Origin of the sequence: Legionella adelaidensis, from assembly GCF_900637865.1 — a bacterium.
In the GTDB taxonomy this organism is placed as follows: domain Bacteria; phylum Pseudomonadota; class Gammaproteobacteria; order Legionellales; family Legionellaceae; genus Legionella_A; species Legionella_A adelaidensis.
Genome location: NZ_LR134418.1, coordinates 300,212 through 318,923 on the forward strand (window position 1 = coordinate 300,212; position 18,712 = coordinate 318,923).

The following is an 18,712-nucleotide window of genomic DNA, read 5'->3' on the forward strand; positions in this document are numbered from 1 at the left end:
CAAGAAAATATAATGCTACTAATGACTGACTAAATAGGGATGTTGTGCACATATGCTTAAAAAGTTAACCATCATGTCGAGTGCTATCTTAAGTGCTTGTATGGTTGGTCCTAATTACCATGAACCAACAAAAAAAATTGAAACACATTGGTTACAAACGTCACCAAGCAAACATTCTTCCGTTACTGAAGAAGCAATACGCGAAGCAAAGTGGTGGGAATTATTTCACGACCCTACATTAACCTGTTTAATACAACAGGGATATCAAAACAATCTATCGCTAATGTCTGCCGGGGTTCGGGTATTGCAAGCACGAGCCCAACTGGCACAAGCGGTGGGACAACTCTACCCGCAACAACAGGCCATGGTTGGCAATATTACCCATCAACGCATAGGTGGAGGAGAATTAAATAGCATTCTTCCTTCCAGTTTCGACATGGCTTCTTTAGGCTTTTCTGCCAGTTGGGAACTCGATTTTTGGGGGAAATACAGACGCGCTATTTTATCTCAAGACGCTACTTTTTTAGCATCTCTTGCTGCTTATGATAATGCCCTGGTCACTTTAATGGCAGATATAGGTAACGCTTATATTAACATTCGTACTACAGAAGAGCTGATAAGAGTAACTAAAGAAAATATTTTCATTCAGAAAGATAGTTTACGAATTGCTCGCTCACGTTATAACGCCGGTGAAGTAGGACTTTTAGATGTCCAACAAGCACAAACCGAATTATCACGCACGGAGGCTTCCCTACCCACGTATATTGCAGATTTGCAAAAACAAAAAGATATTTTAGGGGTTCTTCTTGGAACGGTTCCCAATGATATCACTTTCCAGTTAGCTAAAAACAAAAGCTATGGCATACCCAAACCACCTAAACAACTGGAAATAGGTATTCCCAAAGAAGCCTTGGGGAGAAGACCCGATATTCATCAAGCACGACTTGAAGCGATTGCCCAATCAGAAGCAATCGGGGCTGTAAAAGCCAATCTTTTCCCCTCACTTTCATTAACGGGTACTTTTGCATTTTCATCCACCAATATTGGCAATTCTTCTCTCAGTGATATGTTTAATTGGTCCAATCGTACAGGCTCAATAGGCTCGTCCCTAACATGGCCTCTCTTTAATTATGGGCAAATTACTAATGCCGTTCGTGCCCAAGATGCTGTCTTTCAACAAGCTTTATTAAAATATGTAAATTTAGTTCTCCAAGCGCAACAAGAAGTACAAGACAACATAACAGGATACATTGAAGCGAAAAAAAGCGCTCAATTTTTAACCCAAGCCAATACCGCAGCAAAAGAATCAACCCGATTAGCCATCATTCGCTATCGTGAAGGTGAAACAGATTTCACCACCGTAATTGATGTAGAGCGGCAACAGTTGCAAGTGCAAACCGAACTCACGAAAGCCCGCGGGGAAATCTCAAGGTTCATGATAGCGCTATACCGTTCTTTGGGCGGCGGCTGGCAAATTCGTGGACCCAATGATGTGGTACCAGGCCAAATAAAAGCAGAAATGGCCGCACGGACAGATTGGGGAAATTTACTTGTGAAACAAAATCACTTGCCCCCTGCTACCAATAGCGACCTACTGAAAGAACTTTTTATACCGAATTGGTGATGAAGAATGAAACGAAATAATCAACAACTGAAAATAATAGGTATCGCTTTACTGGTGTTTATACTTGTTTATGCCATTTATTATTACCACAATAAAAATAAAAAAGTTGCCCTGCCACCTGCCATAGTAAGTATTCAAAAACCGGTAACGAAAGAAATGGCCGAATATATTACCCAAACTGGAAATACCGTTGCTTATAACTCTGTTGATCTGGTAGGTCGGGTTGAAGGATATCTGGAAAAAATAAATTTCGTAGATGGCAGTATCGTTAAAAAAGGCGATCTTCTTTTTGTCATTGAACCAGAGCCATACTATCAAAGCCTTAAAGAAGCCGAAGCGACTCTGGCTGCACAAAAAGCAGAGCTGGCTTATGCCAAAGCTGAATATGCTCGCCAACAAAAGATGTTCAAACAAAATGCCACTTCTCTTAATAATGTACAAATTTGGTTAGCAAAAAGTCAGCAATCACAAGCCGAAGTAGAAAAAGCGGAAGCAAATTTAGAAAACGCAAAGATTACGTATAGTTATACGCATGTTTTAGCACCTTTTAATGGTCGGGTAGGCCGCCACTTAATTGATGTGGGTAATTTGGTAGGAAATGGCAAGGCCACTGATCTGGCTACCATTGAGCAAATTAATCCTATCTATGTTTATTTTAACTTAAATGAACTCGATTTGCTTCGCGTTAGAAAAGTTGCCAAAGAGCATGGAATTACTGCCGCAGATATCAATAAAATTGATGTGGCAGTACAAATGCAAAATGAAAAAGGCTTTCCCCATAAAGGTAAACTGGATTTTGTTAATACCGGCTTAAATTCTTCTACAGGCACTATGGAATTTCGCGGCGTTCTGCCTAACAAAGACTATGCTTTAGTTCCTGGCTTATTTGTACAGGTACGTATTGCCCTCGGTAAACCGGCTCCTCATTTAACCATACCTGACACTGCCATTTTATATGATCAAATTGGCCCGTATATTTATTTGCTTGATCAAAATAATGTGGTGGTTCTACAAAGAGTTACGCTGGGAAGCGTTGAGCAAGGAATGCGTGCGATAATTAGCGGCCTTAAAGCCAATGATAAGGTCATTGTTGGCGGTCTACAAAATGCAACCCCTGGGAAACAGGTGACTCCTACTATGAGTAGTGGAGCTTCGCGATGATTTCAAAATTCTTCATTGAGAGACCTGTTTTAGCCAATGTAATCGCGCTCCTTCTTGTTTTTCTTGGACTCATCATTATATTTATATTGCCCGTTTCTCAGTACCCAGCGATTGTTCCCCCTACGATTCAAGTAACTACTAACTATCCCGGAGCGGATGCTAAAACCTTAATTAATACCGTTGCCCTGCCTATTGAGCAGCAGGTTAATGGCGTAGAAAATATGTTATACATGCAATCTACCAGTACCAACACGGGGAATTATACTCTCATTGTGACATTTGACATTGGCACCGATCTCAATTTCGCCCAGGTTCTGGTTCAAAATCGCGTACAGGCAGCCATGGCACAACTACCCCAATCTGTCCAACAGCAAGGGGTCGTAGTGCAGCAAAAATCTACCGCTATCCTGCAATTTATTACATTAACCGCGGAAAACAACCAATATGATGGTTTATTTTTAAATAACTATGCCACCATCAACATGCAAGACGAGCTTGCGCGCTTACCAGGTGTTGGGAACGTGCTTATTTTTGGCTCGGGAAATTACGCCATGCGTATTTGGCTCGATCCAAAGAAGATGTTGGCTTATTCTTTAAATCCCAGAGATGTTTTGAATGCCATCAGTAATCAAAATAAAGAAATTTCTGCGGGTCAAATTGCCGCCCCTCCGACTAACAGTAACCCTGCTTATCAATTTACCGTAAATGTTCCGGGCCAATTAGCCAATCCTGAGCAATTTGAAAACATTATTATTAAAACAGTAGCTACACAACCGAATGAAAATGCCAATGCCAGCAGTAGCGCTCAAATCATTCGTATAAAAGATGTAGGTAGAGTGGAGTTAGGTTCATCAAGTTATAACCAACTAGCAAAATTAAATGGAAAGCCAGCTGCGGCTATTGGTATTTTCCAACTACCCGGCGCCAATGCGTTACAAGTTGCGAATGAAGTCCGTAAGACGGTGGACAAAATGGCTAAGAAATTTCCACCGGGGCTGAAGTATTCTATTCCTTTTGACACTACTGTTTTCGTTAAAGCTTCCGTCACGGAGGTATACAAAACATTATTCGAAGCAGGAATTTTAGTACTATTGGTTATCGTAGTGTTCTTACAAAATTTCCGCGCTACCTTAGTGCCTGCTACTACCGTCCCGGTTACTATTATTGGCTCTTTTATTGCTATGTTTATGCTGGGTTACTCCATAAACCTGCTCACTCTTTTCGCATTAGTTCTAGCCATTGGAATTGTTGTCGACGATGCCATTGTGATTGTAGAAGGGGTAAGCCAACACATTGAGCGGGGTATACCGCCTAAAGAGGCAGCTATTGAAACCATGCGTGAGCTCTTTGGCCCAATTATGGGTATCACACTTGTCTTAATGGCAGTATTTGTTCCTGCTGGTTTTATGCCAGGGCTGACCGGCGCAATGTATGCCCAATTTGCCTTGGTAATTGCTTCTACCGCCCTCATCAGCGCTATCAATGCGATGACATTAAAACCGACCCAGTGCGCTTTATGGCTTAGACCTATTGATCCCAACAAGCCTAAAAATGTTTTTTTCCGCGCTTTCGACAGAGTATATAACCCAATTGAAGAAAGGTATGTAAATTTTATTAACCGCCTGGTACATAAAAGTAAAAAAACAGGAATAATTGGCGCCATTTTAGTAGCTATCGCTATTTTTGGGATAGCACGCATTCCAACAGGCTTTATTCCTATTGAAGATCAGGGCTATTTAGTATTAAGCGTTTTATTACCAGACGGTTCTAGTCTTAATCGCACGGATCAAGTTCTTAATAATCTTACCCAAGAAGTTTCCAAGATAGGTGGGATTGCAAATGTTATCGCTATTGACGGCATCTCATTACTAGACAATAACGCAAGCTTGGCTAACTCTGGAGTGTTGTATGTAATGTTTAAAGATTGGAGCGTAAGAGGTAAAGGGGAAGATTTACTTTCCCTCTATACGAAATTAAATGACATAGCTGCAAAGACCCTTGATGCAAAAGTATTAGTTGTAGTTCCTCCCCCTATTCAAGGCCTGGGATTATCAGGGGGGTTTCAAATGCAAGTTGAGTTACAAGATGGCTCCTTCGACTATCAAAAGTTACAAAATGTTACCGATCAATTAATTCAAAATTCACTACAAATTGCTGTTGTACAAAAATTAATGACTTCGTTTCGTGCTTTTGTTCCCCAAGTTTCAGCTCCTATTAATCGCACAAAAGCAGAATCCGTGGGAGTGGCATTGGGAGATGCTTTTGATACGTTGCAAACCTACTTAGGTTCTTCCTATGTCAATTTATTTACAAAATTTGGTCAAGTTTTTCAGGTCTATGTGCAAGCAGACGCTTCCTCTCGTATGACTATTGATGATGTGCGCAATTTTTATGTTAAAAACAATTCTGGTCAGATGGTACCCTTGGGAACATTAACCGACATTACTCCAACTGTCGGCCCTGGAATTATATCTTTATATAATCTCTATCCTTCCAGTAGTATTAACGGCATGGCCGGAACAGGGTATAGTTCCGGGCAGGCAATTACAGCCATGGAACAATTGGCAAAAGAATTTCTCCCTGCAGGCATTTCTTTTGAATGGACTAGTACCGCTTATCAAGAAAAAGTGGCTGGGAACTTAAGTTATTTAATTTTCTTAATGTCTATTGTTCTAGTCTATCTAATTTTAGCGGGGCAATATGAAAATTGGTTTACCCCCGGGGCTATTATTTTTAGTGTACCTTTAGCGTTAATCGGCACGGCCTCGGTTCTATTGCTTTTAGGTTTAGCCAATAACATGTACACCCAAATTGGGTTACTATTATTGCTGGCCCTTGCAGCCAAAAACGCTATTCTCATAGTCGAGGTGGCTAGAGAGCACAGGGAATTGCACGGCAGGTCTATTTTAGAGGCAGCCGTTTTAGGTGCAAAAACACGGTTTCGCCCCATTTTAATGACCTCTTTTGCCTTTATCATGGGAGTACTGCCTTTGGTTTTTGCCTCAGGCGCAGGGGCCAATGCGAGGCGCTCTATAGGTATTGCTGTAGCCAGCGGTATGTTGGCTTCCACTTGTTTAGCCGTAGTTTTTGTACCATCTTTTTACGTTATCATTCAAACATGGTTTGAAAAAAGACAGCTTAAGAAGAAAAAGGTAGTTGTTCCCTCTGCGCAGGGAACCTAACTATGTTAGAATTTATGCTTAAATTTTAACAAGGAAATTTCATTGAACAGTTTAATTAGAATTACAATTGCCTTAAGTATTTTAGTGTCAGTAAATTGCTTTGCGAGTGATACGCGTTATCAATTTCCCAATTCTACTCTCAGTATTATGAAACCCACATGGATTCCAGATATGGTTACCCATCCGTATAAAAATCCGGGGGTGGTGGATTTTGTTATGGGCCAAGGCTATTGGATGGCTCATGGTAATTATTCTGTTCAACTGTATGATGTACCCGCATCAATTACCGATACAAACAGCTTCTATAAAGAAACGATAGAATATTTTAAAGTCTATATGATTAAGGACAGAGCTAAATTATTACCCAATCTAAAATTAGTAAACACTAAAAGATTAAAAGTAAACGGTTATCCGGCTTATCAAGCGATTTCAGTTGATCGTACAAACAATCCGGCAGGTGCCATTGTCGCCACTTCAATTTATATGAAGAATAAGCTTGCAGTAGTTAGCCTTCTTACCCCTATAAAAGCCGAAGATAAGAATATTCAAAAACAAATACCTTGGGACCACTATAATCAATTCATGCATTCTCTAAAATAATAGGTTGGGCGAAGCCCACCCTATTTTCGACTGATACAATGTTATTGAGAATAAATAACACATTCCGATTAAATAAGTCTTTTAATTATTACTATACTTAAACTGAAATAACTTGCTGGAGCATCAAATGAAGGCAAAATTATTAGTTCCATTGTTATTCACGTTTTTTTTAGGTATCCCCCTAACCTACGCTGATTCTTCTACTGAGAAACAAACCACGGCCACTTTTAAAACAGAAGATGGAAAAACAATTCGCTGTATGGTTCATCCAGAAGATAGAGAGAACCTTTCACAAGTAAAAAGTGGAGAGAAGGTAAAATTAGACAGTATGGGGTGTGAATCAGATGGTTTTTGTGAAGCATGGAATTAATTAAGCCGTGCAGATGGGCTGCAAGGCCCACCTTCCTGCAACATCATTTGTTGGGCTTTTGGTACCGACCCCATTTCCCTGATTGATAACTTAAGCTCGTTTACATAAACTGATACTTTTAATCTCTCTGGAAATTTAGTGGAAGAATTAATTTTAGCTACTAGCAACTCTGGAAAAATTGCAGAACTTAAAGAATTACTGTCTCCTATTCATTGTATACCTCAGCAAGAACTCAACATTCCAGATGTAGAAGAAACCGGCCTCACTTTTATTGAGAATGCCATTAGCAAAGCAAGAAACGCCTGTGCATTAGGAAAAAAACCCGCCATAGCGGACGATTCTGGATTAGTAGTGAAAGCCCTGGACGGGGCACCAGGAATTTACTCCGCTCGTTATGCGGGGAAAGAAGCCAACCCGCAAAGAAATATTGAACTTTTACTTGAAAATATGCGCCATATAAAAAACAGAGAAGCTTACTTTTATTGCGCGATAGTGATAGTCCAATTCCCTGAAGACCCTACCCCTCTTATCACTACCGGAAAACTAGAAGGCAGCATTACTTACGAACCCAAAGGTAGTAGCGGTTTTGGTTACGACCCCGTCTTTTTGATCAATGGCTATCAATGTACCGTTGCCGAACTGCCTCTAAAAATAAAAAACACGGTAAGTCACAGGGCCCGCGCATTACAACAATTGCGATTCAAGTTACACTCGTTTGATCTCTAGTGAGCACCTATGAATGCAGACCTCCAGAATTTATTTGAGCAAGCTTTTCAATTACAGCGGCATGGAGATTTAGACCAGGCAATTTCGCTATATAAAAACATTCTACACAGCAATCCCAAGCATAGTGAAAGTGCGCACTTTTTAGGCTTAACTTATGCTCAAAAAGGGAATATGGCTGAGGCCATTCATTATTTATGCAAAGCGATAGAAATAACGCCGGATAATCCTATCGTCCATAATAATTTAGCCAATGCCTATAAAAATGTTTCCAACTTCGAGAAAGCAGTCGAACATTACCTGCGCGCTCTTACATTAAAACCCGATTATGCCCAAGCGCATAATAACTTGGGAACTTTATATGCTTCGCAAAATAAATTTCAAGAAGCCTTAAACCACTACCGTTTTGCTGTAAATGCTGAACCTGATTTCGTAGCAGCTCATAATAACCTAGGCATATTACTATTGCGAAATAATGCCTTGGATGCGGCAAAAAAACAGTTTCATAATGTATTATCTTTATACCCAGAGCACACGGAAGCTCTTTTTTATTTGGGCGTACTTTATTTAGAAGAAAATAAATTAGAGGAAGCACAGGCTGCTTTTGAGAAAGTATTGGCCCACGATAAAGAGCATATTGCTGCTTTAACCAATATGGGAGTGGTAGCCCTTAAAACAAATCAGTCTCAATTAGCTATCGACTACTTTAGCAAAGCACTAGCGTTGGATAATGACAATATTTTTGCGCGTAATAACCTTGCAGCCACATTTATTCACCATGATCGCTTTGAAAATGCATTAATGCATTATGATGTTTTATTAAAAGGCGACCCCAAAAATGTGGAATATTTATATAACACCGGGGTGGCAGAAATGGCTTTAGGTCATTTGCAAAAAGCCATTGTTTTTTTTGAAACAATTTTAGAACAAAACCCCAAGCATTTTGCTACTTTACATAATTTGGCGGCTATTTATATTCGTTTACAACAAAAAGAAACCGCTATTTTTTACTTAGAACAAGCTTTAGCTATAAATCCTAACGATTCATCCACCCAGTTCATGTTAAATGCTCTGACTGGCAAAGAAAAAAACACCTCTGTGTCTTTGGATTATATTAATAATTTATTCAATAATTACGCGCTTTATTATGATCAACATATGAGGGACGCTTTAAAATATACGTTACCGCAACATATCGCTAAAATTCTTCATAAATTACACATACTACATTGCGAGAATGTTTTAGATTTGGGATGCGGCACCGGCTTAACAGGAATTGTTTTACGCGAAATCAGTAAAAAATTAACCGGTGTGGATATCGCTGCAAAAATGTTACAAGAAGCAAAAAACAAGGGAATTTATGATCGTTTAGTAGAAACAGATATTTTATCTTTCCTTGAGAAGGAGCAAAATAAGTACGATTTAATTGTTAGTGCGGATGTTCTCCCTTATTTTGGCGACTTGGACCCTCTATTTCAAGCTATTGCCGATCATATTTTACCTCAAGGTATATTTATTTTTTCTATAGAAATAAGTAAAGAAGGGCCCTGGAAATTACAAAACACCGCCCGCTTTGCTCATGAGCCTGGATACATTGAAAAATTATGTCAAAAAAATAACTTTGAGTTAGTAGTCAAGGAAGAAGTAGAAGGCCGTAAACAAGATCAAGCGTCTTTACCGCTTATGCTGTACACAGTAAAAAAAACCTAACTGCGCAAGTTGGGACAATGGCTAACTTTGAAGAAGAGGATAAGTCAATTGGTAATTTGGTTGCTTGCTCGGCTAAAAAAGTCATGTAGGTTGGCGCATCTTTTTTGCTTTTTAAAAATGAGGTTCATCAGGCCGCTGGCACCAACCCTACATTAAAATGGAATAGACAGTGATTCATCAATGGCTAACAACTGATTTCTAAAAATACTTTGAATACCCTTAAGAGTCACTTCATCTCTTGCTTCAAATCGTGCAACCAGACAAGGAGTAGTATTAGAAGCACGAATTAACCCCCACCCGTGCTCAAATTCAACACGCAAGCCATCAATAGAGATTATTTTTGCTTCGGCAAATACTGCTTTTTCTACAAACCGACTCATGAACTGAAATTTTTTATCGTCATCTAGCAAGATTTTAATTTCAGGCGTATTTATACTATCTGGGATTTCATTAAATTGCTCACTCACTGATTTTGGTGACTGACTTAAAATTTCCAGCAATCGACAGGCGCTATACAAGGCATCATCAAATCCATACCACCTATCCTTAAAAAATAAATGCCCGCTCATTTCCCCGGCTAAAGCAGCGTTTTCTTTTTTCATCACGCTTTTGACGATAGAATGACCCGTCGGACACATTTTCGGGTTGCCGCCTTCATCCGCAATTAGTTTTCCTAAATGACTGGAACATTTGACGTCAAAAACAATATTAGCTCCTGGATTTTTTCGCAATAAATCACGCGCGTATAGCATCATTAATCTATCGGGCCAAATTAAAAGGCCTTCATTAGTAACTACGCCTAATCGATCCGCATCGCCATCAAAGGCCAAACCCAGATCGGCTTGGTGTTCTTTGATTGCGTTTTTGAGGGCATATAAATTAGTTTCTACCGTCGGGTCAGGATGATGATTAGGGAAATTTCCATCCACATCACAAAACAAAGGAATTACCTCACAACCCAATTTTTCCAAGACTACGGGTGCTATCGGGCCTGCTATACCATTACCGCAATCAACTACTATTTTATATGGCTTTTTTAAATACGTATCTTGAACAATCCTTTCACAGTATTCAGGAATAATGTTGCGCTCCTGGTATTTTCCTACACCGTTTATACACTCTTGACTTTGATTAATATTATATAAAATATCAATATCTTCATTTGCCAAGGTAACCCCGGAAAGGACCATTTTAATCCCGTTATATTCCGAAGGATTATGACTACCAGTGACTATAACGCCACTCTGAATGGGCTGCGTAGCCGTGGCATAGTAGAGAACGGGGGTGGGAACCTCACCTAAGTTAACCACATCTATCCCGCTATCGAGAAATCCTTCTTGCAAAGCTTGTGATAGGGCAAAGCTAGTTAACCGACCGTCACGTGCAATAAATATCTCGTTGAGACCTAAAGATTTTAAGCGATAACTTAAGGCCTTACCAATACTATAATATTCATTTTCACTAAAGGATTTATCAATAACCCCGCGAATATCATAAGCCCTAAATACATCTCGCTTTATTTTGACTAGTTTATATTTACGCGCATCTACCATTACTGTCTTCCCGAACTACCAAAACCACCCTCACCTCTTTGAGTTTGTGCGAAATCATCAACCAGGGAAAAAGCGGCTCGTACTACAGGTAAAAAAACCAACTGCGCAATACGTTCTCCGGGATTAATAGTAAAATGCTCTTGATTGCGGTTCCAACAAGAAATTTTTAACTCCCCCTGATAATCCGAATCAATGAGCCCCACCAAATTTCCTAACACAATTCCGTGCTTATGCCCTAGCCCGGAACGCGGCAAAATAACAGCCGCTAAATTTGAATCTGCAATATAAATTGATAACCCAGTTGGTAATAACACTGTCTCTTGCGGCGCAATTTGCAAAGGTGCATCAATACAAACTCGCAAATCGATACCGGCTGCTCCTTCAGTAGCATAGGTGGGTAAAGGAATTGTATCTCCAATTCGTGAATCTAAAATTTTTAATTGTATTGGTCTTTCCATTATTGTATTCCTGTCCTAAATTTATGCATTCTCAATGTTTGCCGCAATAATTTCAATAATTTGCGCAGCCAGAAATGCTTTATTGCTTAAAGGTAGAGCTATTTTACCCTTTGGTGTAATTATTACCACCTCATTATTATCCGTATGAAACCCTTTTCCTTTACCTACTGTATTAGCCACAATCATATTTAAGTTTTTATTTTTTAGCTTTTCCGTAGCATATTTAATAAGATCTTGCGTTTCAGCCGCAAAACCAACGGTAAAACATGCTTGACGGCTTTTAGCCACAATAGCTAAAACGTCAGGTGTAGGAACTAAAGTCAGTTGCATTTCCGCCTTTTCTTTTTTTAACTTCTCTTGATGCCTTTTTTCCACTTTGTAATCAGCTACAGCCGCCGCCGCGATAAAAATGGTATTTTCTTTTATCTTTTCCTGTACTGACTTTAACATCTGTTCAGCCGTCTCAATTTGTACAAAATCCACTCCCGGCGGAGGACACAGCGAAGTGGGGCCACTTACTAAAGTTACCTCTGCTCCTGCCAAAGATGCAGCTTGCGCAAGAGCAAACCCCATTTTTCCAGAGCTAAAATTACTGATGAACCGAACAGGATCTATTTCTTCTCTTGTAGGACCGGCAGTAATTAAGACATGAAATTTTTTTAGCACCGGCTGGACTTTTAACATGTATAACGCATTAACAATGAAATCCACTTCCGCAAGCCTTCCAAACCCGACTTCGCCACACGCCTGTGAGCCCTCATCAGGTCCTAAAATTAACGCGCCTCTTTCTCTTAATTTGGCACAATTTTCTTGAGTAGCAGGGTGATTCCACATACTGCGGTTCATAGCTGGGCAAAGAACAACAGGAGCCTCAGTGACTAAATAGAGAGTAGACAATAAATCATCTGCTAATCCATTCGCTAGCTTAGCTATACAATTGGCGGACGCAGGCGCTATAAGTAAACAATCAGCCCATCTTGCCAATTCTATATGTCCCATAGCCTTTTCTGCAGCCGGATCAAATAATTCTGTCCGCACTTCATTGCCACTGAGCGCCTGAAAGGTAAGCGGCGTTATAAATTGCTGAGCGGAACTTGTCATGACGACCCGTACTAGAGCGCCACGTTTCACTAGCTCTCGAACTAAATACGCGGATTTATAGGCGGCTATTCCGCCGCAAACACCTAATAAAATCTTTTTATTGGAAAAATCTTGCATAGTTAACGTTTTAATGTCCAAAACAATACTCCGATCAAAACATAAACCCCGCAATAAAGGAATATCTTGTGGATATTTCAGAATGCTAGGCTTTGAGCAACCGGTTGGGTTTAGATGGAAAAGTTGATAATCCGCTACCACAAAAAGCAATTGCAAAAAAGTAACCCTGGTGAGACATATATGAAAAATTTTGATAAACGCGAAATACGTCTTCGCGAGAAACTCTTGGCATATGGAGCAGAAAAACTATCAGACGCGGAGTTGTTGGCAGTTTTAATCAGTTCTGGAAGCAAGGGTCGTACTTGCTTACAACTTGCGGAAGATTTACTTAAACAGTTTGGTGATCTGCGTGCTATTCTCAACGCCGATCTCTCCCACTTTAAAAAAGTGAGTGGCTTAGGTAATGTTCGATATGTACAGTTACAAGCAGCCCATGAAATCTGCAAACGAAATGATTTCATTCATTTAAGGAAAGAAAATCAATTAACTCATTCTCAGCAAGCATGCATTTATTTAAAACGTAAACTTCGGGACAAGAAGAATGAAACTTTTGCTGCCATTTTTTTGGATACGCAATACCATATTATTAGTTATGAAGAACTCTTTAACGGTACTATTAATGCAACTGTTGTGCACATCCGCCCTATTTTAGACCGTATATTAAAGCTAAATGCAGCCGCCGTAATCCTTGCCCATAACCATCCCTCGGGAGTTTCAGAGGCCAGCTCTTTTGATAGAGAAATCACAGAAAAAATAAAGGAAGCATTATCGTTGGTTGATGCCAAACTACTGGATCATTTGGTGATAGGCGACAATGAGGTATATTCGATTCTTCACGACTCCAAATGGGAATGCATGTAAGTTACAAACTAACGATCCCATATCTTGTCTTACATGAAGCTGTTATGTGACTTTTAATCACTCATGTTTTTCATTTAACTTTCATTGTGATAAAATTTTGTTTTTTTAAGTTATAGAGGGCTCACCATGGCTCATAAATTTAATCCTACCTCATTGGTGAAACTTGAAATAGACACGGAAGCACTTGCGAATATACCAGAAGAAGAGCAAATTCCCTTTATTCGTAAACAATGGAGGGCGATGTGTCTAAAAGCTCATCCTGATAGAGGCGGTAATGATAATTGGTTTAACGAAGTAAATGACGCTTATCAGGAATTAATTAACCCATCATCCGCTCAAACTTTTAGTCAGGAAATTTTTACTCACGTACCGGCTCAACCTTTCCAAATTCCGGACACTGCCTTTGATTTACTTATGGAAGAAGGCATTTCAAAAACATTTGAAGAAATGTGCAGGATGTACAATGGATTAAGCACAGAGGCTGGGCGTGTGGCTTTTGCCAAAAACCATGCAATTTTTTTAAATTTTTATCGAGAATTTGAAAAAAATAAAGAAAATTTCACTACCGCCCGTGCCAATTATTTTTATGAACAGAGTAATGAACGTTTTTCTCAGCATTTTATTCGAAATTGGCGCCATTACGTCATTGAGCTATTTGGGGAAGAATATCTGGACGACTTTCAGTACCGTGAAGCATTAAGTAATGGTAATTTATGGTCAGTTCTTGCAACTCGAAAACTACTGTCACCCGCTAAATGGTTGGCAGCTGTCTTAAATACTGTTTCTATATTTTTTTTAACAGCGACAGAATATAGCTTGGCTCATCAATATAATACTTTAAGCTTTTTTATTTCCATGATCTCAACACCCCTTGATGCACTCCGATTTACACTCGATTTAGTTGCATCACCTATTAATAACATAGTAAAACCCTTAGCCAAGCATATAGGATTGCAAAACAGCACTACCCTCTTAGGGCTGATTAGCACGGGATTACTCTTAACATTAGGGACAACCAGTGGGTTTATTGTCTTACCAAGCCTAACATATATTCTATATAGTCTTAATTTTCTTATTAACTGTATTGCAGTGTATCAAAACCACCTACTATCCCAAAATCTCTCAAACCGTGGGAACCCTTCTCCCGGGCTAATTATTCTCAATTATTTACTTATATTATTTTCAGCAATCCCCTCGGCCAACCCTGCTAGTGATCTTTTCTTTAATCTGGGGTATACATTGTTTCTTGCTGGCATAAATAAGCGTTTTCATCTCTTACCGATTGAAACATTGCCTCTCCCTCTGGAACCTGTTCCTGAAGAGGTAAAAAAGGCGGCATTAGATGGATACAAAACCGCTAATCAATCCCATCTATTCTTTGGAACGCCTAAGAATGAGGAATATCAAAACAATCGCACGATGTGGCAAAAGACTTGCAGCTTCTTCGGAGTTGATAGCAAAATAAACTTACCAGAAAGAACAACAGCTGGACAAAGCAACTCGCTAGATGGGATGTTATTAACAACAGCCTAAATCCAATCATTCGTCCCGGATTATCTAAAATAGTTCATCCGGGCGAAATTTATACTGCGTCTCTTTGGTTATTTCGAAAGTAGATGAACCAGTTTACTTCACTTCAACCACGGGAGTCCTTCCTTTCATATTATAATGTTTTATTTCTTTCGCATTTAAATCATAGTTTTTTAAACTTGCTTTACGAATGGTTTGATCATCAAATGTGCGGAAATAATAACTCCCATTTTCTGGGTCTTTCACCGTGGTTGCCAGCGTATATTCTGCGATCATGTTTTTGTTTTCAGAGGCTCGAACCGAACCAACCGGAATGTCAAATTGATTTAAAATATGGAAAGCTTGTTGCACCGCTTGTTCATTCGTTTTTGCAGGAATAGCTGTCTTTGAAAAAATAGCCGCACGGATAAAACGAGAAGGTGGTGTAAAGTCTCCAGGCATTCCTAATAAACCCGAGCCTTGGCCTAGTTGTTCTATGTGAATCCCATCAATCGTCTTCGTTGGCGCGTTTAAAGGTGAAAGATTAACAAAATTCGACAAATTGGTTAAATGCCAATCAAAAGTTGGCGAATTGGTAATAACGCCTAATGGGTTATCATATACCCTTAAAGTTCCCATTATAGGTTCAATAACAATACTCTTACCCGATTTGTCATAAACAACAAAATGAAAAGGGGGGACTTTTCCCCATCCTGGAGGCGCAGTATTAACAATAACAATATTTTTTAAGTTATTTTTAACCTCCTCCACGCTAGAAAATTGCGTTAAAATCCAATTGGGAAATTCTGTAGGAGATAAGGCATTGGTATGATTGTTATCATCCACCTGAGTATACCCGGCATATCCAGGAAAATAAAACACACCTACGGAAACGCCTTGCTCATTGATACCATCCACAATTACATTCTCAGTGAAAGTACCCGCACCTATGGCCGCATATTTAGAGACATAATCTAACCCGGCTGAGCCATCAGGTAATGTGCCATGAAAATGATAGTTTCTGGGTATAACAATACCCTTTAAATCGAGATCTTCCCCGAACTCAACAGTTCTCCCGTTGATAAAAGTTCCATTAACGGTTTTTAACTCGATGCCGGTACAAGCCCATGTACTTTGTAATGTTAATAAGAAACTAAAACTTAGTAATAATTTAAATTTCATAAAACGCTCCTTGTTAATAAACTAGTATCGTATGCAAGATCACAAAAATAGTCTATCCTTCTGATTTAAAGGATTTTTTGGAGAAATTATGGATCGTAAAGGCTCAGCTATTTGGGAAGGTGGTTTAAAAAATGGAAAAGGTACAGTTTCTACCGAGAGTACGGTGCTTAACAAGACACCCTATTCATTTCACTCGCGCCTTGAAGAAGGAAAAGATACCAATCCTGAAGAATTAATTGCTGCAGCACATGCCGGCTGTTTTTCTATGGCTTTGTCTGGGCAGCTAGAAAACTTAGGGGTACAAGCGAAAGAAATAAAAACGACGGCAACCGTTACACTACAAAAAGATGAAAAGGGTTTTTCAATCCCACGAATCCACTTACATGTAAAGGCTACGATACCCAATAGTAACCAGGAAACTTTTGAGAAAGCCGCTAAAAATGCGAAGGAAGGATGCCCTGTTTCTAAATTAATGCGCGCTGAAATTACTATGGATACCGAATTTGTTGTAATAAAATGATCAAAGAAAACCTTGCTTCCGCTGCGCCCTGAGGAATCCTCTCATTTTAAAATGACGCAATTGTAGGTTGGCGCCGCAGGCCCAACAAGGGATCGCGCACATGAATTGGGCCTAGCGGCGCCAACCTACATTTAGAAAGGTTGATCGCTTGATGGCTCCCATAATTGAATTAAGTTTCCTTTACATATTTTCCTGGGGCGTCACAAATAACCGGGTATCCTTTTCTTGGAGCACCCATAGTAGGCGGTGCAATTTTTTTACCCGATTTCTCCGCTAACCACTCATGCCAAACTGGCCACCAGGAACCTTTTTGAGGTTTGTGATCTTTAAACCAGGTGTCCGGGGCTTTGTAAGGCGCCGATTGTTTCTTTTTGCCAATACGAAAACTGCGTTTGGGGTGGCCCGGTTCAGAAATTATGCCTCCGTTATGGCCCTTGTTTGCCAGAACGAACGTTATTTCTGTAGAGTTACAATATAGATGGATTTTGTATACGGATTTCCACGGGGCGATATGATCCTTTTCCGTAGCAACCACAAACATAGGTTGTTTAATATCGTCAATAGTTATTGGTTTTCCATCAATCGTATATTCCCCCTCGATTAAATCATTGTTTAAATGCATATCTCGTAAATACTCCGAATGCATTTTATAGGGTAATCGCGTTGTATCTTTATTCCAGGCAAGCAAATCGGTTAATTTTTCTCGCTCTCCCAGTAAATAGCGTTGGGTTATTACCGACCATATTAATTCCTTAGGCCGCAGCAACTCAAAAGTGGAAGACATTTGATCGCCACGTAAATATCCTTGAGAAAACATGATATCTTCTAAATAACTTAATTGATTTTCATCAATAAAAGTCATTAATTCGCCAGCTTCTTCGAAATCCGTTTGCGCCGCAAATAAAGTGATAGTTTTTAAACGATTATCATCTTTACGCAATAAATAAGAAGCAGCGATGCTTAAAATTGTTCCACCGATGCAATAACCGGTTGCATGCACTTTTTTACCGTTAGTAATTGCTGAAACCGCATCCAATGCTGCAATAACGCCACCTTTTAAATAATCTACAAAACGGTAATCTCTATAACTTGCATCAGGATTTTTCCATGAAATCATAAAGACCGTATGGCCCTTTTTAACTAAATAATTGACCATAGAATTATGTGGTGAAAGGTCAAGGATGTAATATTTCATAATCCAGGCAGGCACAATTAAAACAGGCTCTGGGTAAACAGTTTCAGTTTGCGGCTCGTACTGGATTAATTCGATTAAATCATTCTGATAAATTACTTTTCCGGGAGTAATTGCAACATTTTTACCTACAATAAACTCTTCCGTATTCGCTTTTTTCTCATTTGCAAAGTATTCCCAAAAATCACTCTGCCAATTGTTCCACCCATCAATGAAATTTTTCCCCTTACTTTCCCATGTTTTTTCCCAAAAGCGAGGGTTTATAAAAAAATTGTTTTCCGGCGAAAAAGCATTTAACCATTGATACCCTATAAAAGACACTAATTCCTTATGATCCTTAGCGACGCCACGAATTGAAGTTGCCTCCTCCCAGCAGTTCTCCAGGGATAGATAGGTTTGGGCTACCAAGCAATAAGGCCATTTTTGCCAATGCTCTTCAGTAAACCGTGATTTAAATCGTTTATCTGTTATCTCAAAACAACAAGGATCTCTTTTTAGCAGATACTCCAAGCAATTAGTAAACAATTTAAACCATTTCTCCCAACCATATCTTAAAAGCTCCAGGCGTCTATTGGGGGATAAGCTCAACTGCGCTACCCAATCAGTAAATGCAATTAATAAAGCGGCAGGAGACAAACCCGTAGTCATTCTTCCCAAATTAGCTCTAAAAATCCGGTCTAAATAATCCGCTCTTTTTCTTGGATTCTCTTCTGAAATGGCATCTTCAAACGAAGTGATACTATCATTAACGTTTTTTTGTATCAGTGACTCAAATAAGGGCTCTGCAGGCTTGGAAACTGCTCCAATATTTTGTGAAAGCTTTTTCTCCTTTGCTGCCATTTTCACTCC

Annotated in this window: 15 protein-coding genes; 10 read left to right on the forward strand and 5 right to left on the reverse strand. The window is 39.4% G+C overall.

Going from position 1 to position 18,712, the window contains the following annotated elements; genetic code table 11:
- The first annotated feature begins 52 nt into the window (after positions 1–52).
- From EL206_RS02550 to EL206_RS02580, 7 genes are all read left to right on the forward strand, one after another.
- Positions 53–1,624, forward strand: a complete 1,572-nt coding sequence (locus EL206_RS02550) for an efflux transporter outer membrane subunit (RefSeq protein WP_058461982.1) — start codon at positions 53–55, stop codon at positions 1,622–1,624.
- Positions 1,625–1,630: 6 nt separating this feature from the next.
- Positions 1,631–2,785, forward strand: a complete 1,155-nt coding sequence (locus EL206_RS02555) for an efflux RND transporter periplasmic adaptor subunit (protein ID WP_058461983.1) — start codon at positions 1,631–1,633, stop codon at positions 2,783–2,785.
- On the forward strand, positions 2,782–5,967 hold the full coding sequence (locus EL206_RS02560) for an efflux RND transporter permease subunit (protein ID WP_058461984.1): 3,186 nt from the start codon (positions 2,782–2,784) through the stop codon (positions 5,965–5,967). The genes EL206_RS02555 and EL206_RS02560 overlap by 4 nt, the downstream gene beginning before the upstream one ends.
- Before the next feature lie 42 nt (positions 5,968–6,009).
- Complete coding sequence (locus tag EL206_RS02565; RefSeq protein WP_058461985.1) at positions 6,010–6,567, forward strand: hypothetical protein; 558 nt, start codon at positions 6,010–6,012, stop codon at positions 6,565–6,567.
- Positions 6,568–6,694: 127 nt separating this feature from the next.
- Positions 6,695–6,937 (forward strand): hypothetical protein, encoded by a 243-nt coding sequence (locus tag EL206_RS02570; protein ID WP_058461986.1) that lies wholly within the window; start codon positions 6,695–6,697, stop codon positions 6,935–6,937.
- Between the two features lie 138 nt (positions 6,938–7,075).
- Positions 7,076–7,663, forward strand: coding sequence for an RdgB/HAM1 family non-canonical purine NTP pyrophosphatase (rdgB, locus tag EL206_RS02575; RefSeq protein WP_058461987.1), 588 nt, complete (start codon positions 7,076–7,078; stop codon positions 7,661–7,663).
- Positions 7,664–7,672: 9 nt separating this feature from the next.
- Entirely contained in the window at positions 7,673–9,370 is a 1,698-nt protein-coding gene (locus tag EL206_RS02580) for a tetratricopeptide repeat protein (RefSeq protein WP_058461988.1), read from the forward strand.
- A 152-nt stretch (positions 9,371–9,522) separates the two neighbouring features.
- Here EL206_RS02580 and EL206_RS02585 read toward each other — a convergent pair whose 3' ends face one another.
- The 3 genes from EL206_RS02585 to coaBC are packed head-to-tail and all read right to left on the reverse strand — an operon-like array spanning position 9,523 to position 12,599.
- Positions 9,523–10,923 (reverse strand): phosphomannomutase/phosphoglucomutase, encoded by a 1,401-nt coding sequence (locus EL206_RS02585; RefSeq protein ID WP_058461989.1) that lies wholly within the window; start codon positions 10,921–10,923, stop codon positions 9,523–9,525.
- Positions 10,923–11,381 (reverse strand): dUTP diphosphatase, encoded by a 459-nt coding sequence (gene dut / locus EL206_RS02590; RefSeq protein ID WP_058461990.1) that lies wholly within the window; start codon positions 11,379–11,381, stop codon positions 10,923–10,925. The genes EL206_RS02585 and dut overlap by 1 nt, the downstream gene beginning before the upstream one ends.
- Positions 11,382–11,402: 21 nt before the next feature.
- Complete coding sequence (gene coaBC / locus EL206_RS02595; protein ID WP_058462383.1) at positions 11,403–12,599, reverse strand: bifunctional phosphopantothenoylcysteine decarboxylase/phosphopantothenate--cysteine ligase CoaBC; 1,197 nt, start codon at positions 12,597–12,599, stop codon at positions 11,403–11,405.
- 180 nt (positions 12,600–12,779) lie between these two features.
- Between coaBC and radC the strand changes: the two genes are divergently transcribed.
- Both radC and EL206_RS02605 read left to right on the forward strand, forming a co-directional pair.
- Complete coding sequence (gene radC / locus EL206_RS02600) at positions 12,780–13,460, forward strand: RadC family protein (RefSeq protein WP_058461991.1); 681 nt, start codon at positions 12,780–12,782, stop codon at positions 13,458–13,460.
- Positions 13,461–13,586: 126 nt separating this feature from the next.
- Positions 13,587–14,993 (forward strand): J domain-containing protein, encoded by a 1,407-nt coding sequence (locus EL206_RS02605; RefSeq protein WP_058461992.1) that lies wholly within the window; start codon positions 13,587–13,589, stop codon positions 14,991–14,993.
- A gap of 93 nt (positions 14,994–15,086) precedes the next feature.
- Here the strand turns inward: EL206_RS02605 and EL206_RS02610 are convergent, their stop codons facing one another.
- A complete protein-coding gene (locus tag EL206_RS02610) occupies positions 15,087–16,151 on the reverse strand; it encodes a linear amide C-N hydrolase (protein WP_058461993.1) in 1,065 nt (354 codons plus the stop codon).
- Between the two features lie 88 nt (positions 16,152–16,239).
- On the opposite strand from EL206_RS02610, the gene EL206_RS02615 reads away from it, so the two are divergent.
- Positions 16,240–16,671, forward strand: a complete 432-nt coding sequence (locus EL206_RS02615) for an OsmC family protein (RefSeq protein WP_058461994.1) — start codon at positions 16,240–16,242, stop codon at positions 16,669–16,671.
- Positions 16,672–16,840: 169 nt separating this feature from the next.
- Here the strand turns inward: EL206_RS02615 and EL206_RS02620 are convergent, their stop codons facing one another.
- On the reverse strand, positions 16,841–18,703 hold the full coding sequence (locus tag EL206_RS02620) for a PHA/PHB synthase family protein (protein ID WP_084758833.1): 1,863 nt from the start codon (positions 18,701–18,703) through the stop codon (positions 16,841–16,843).
- Positions 18,704–18,712: the final 9 nt, after the last annotated feature.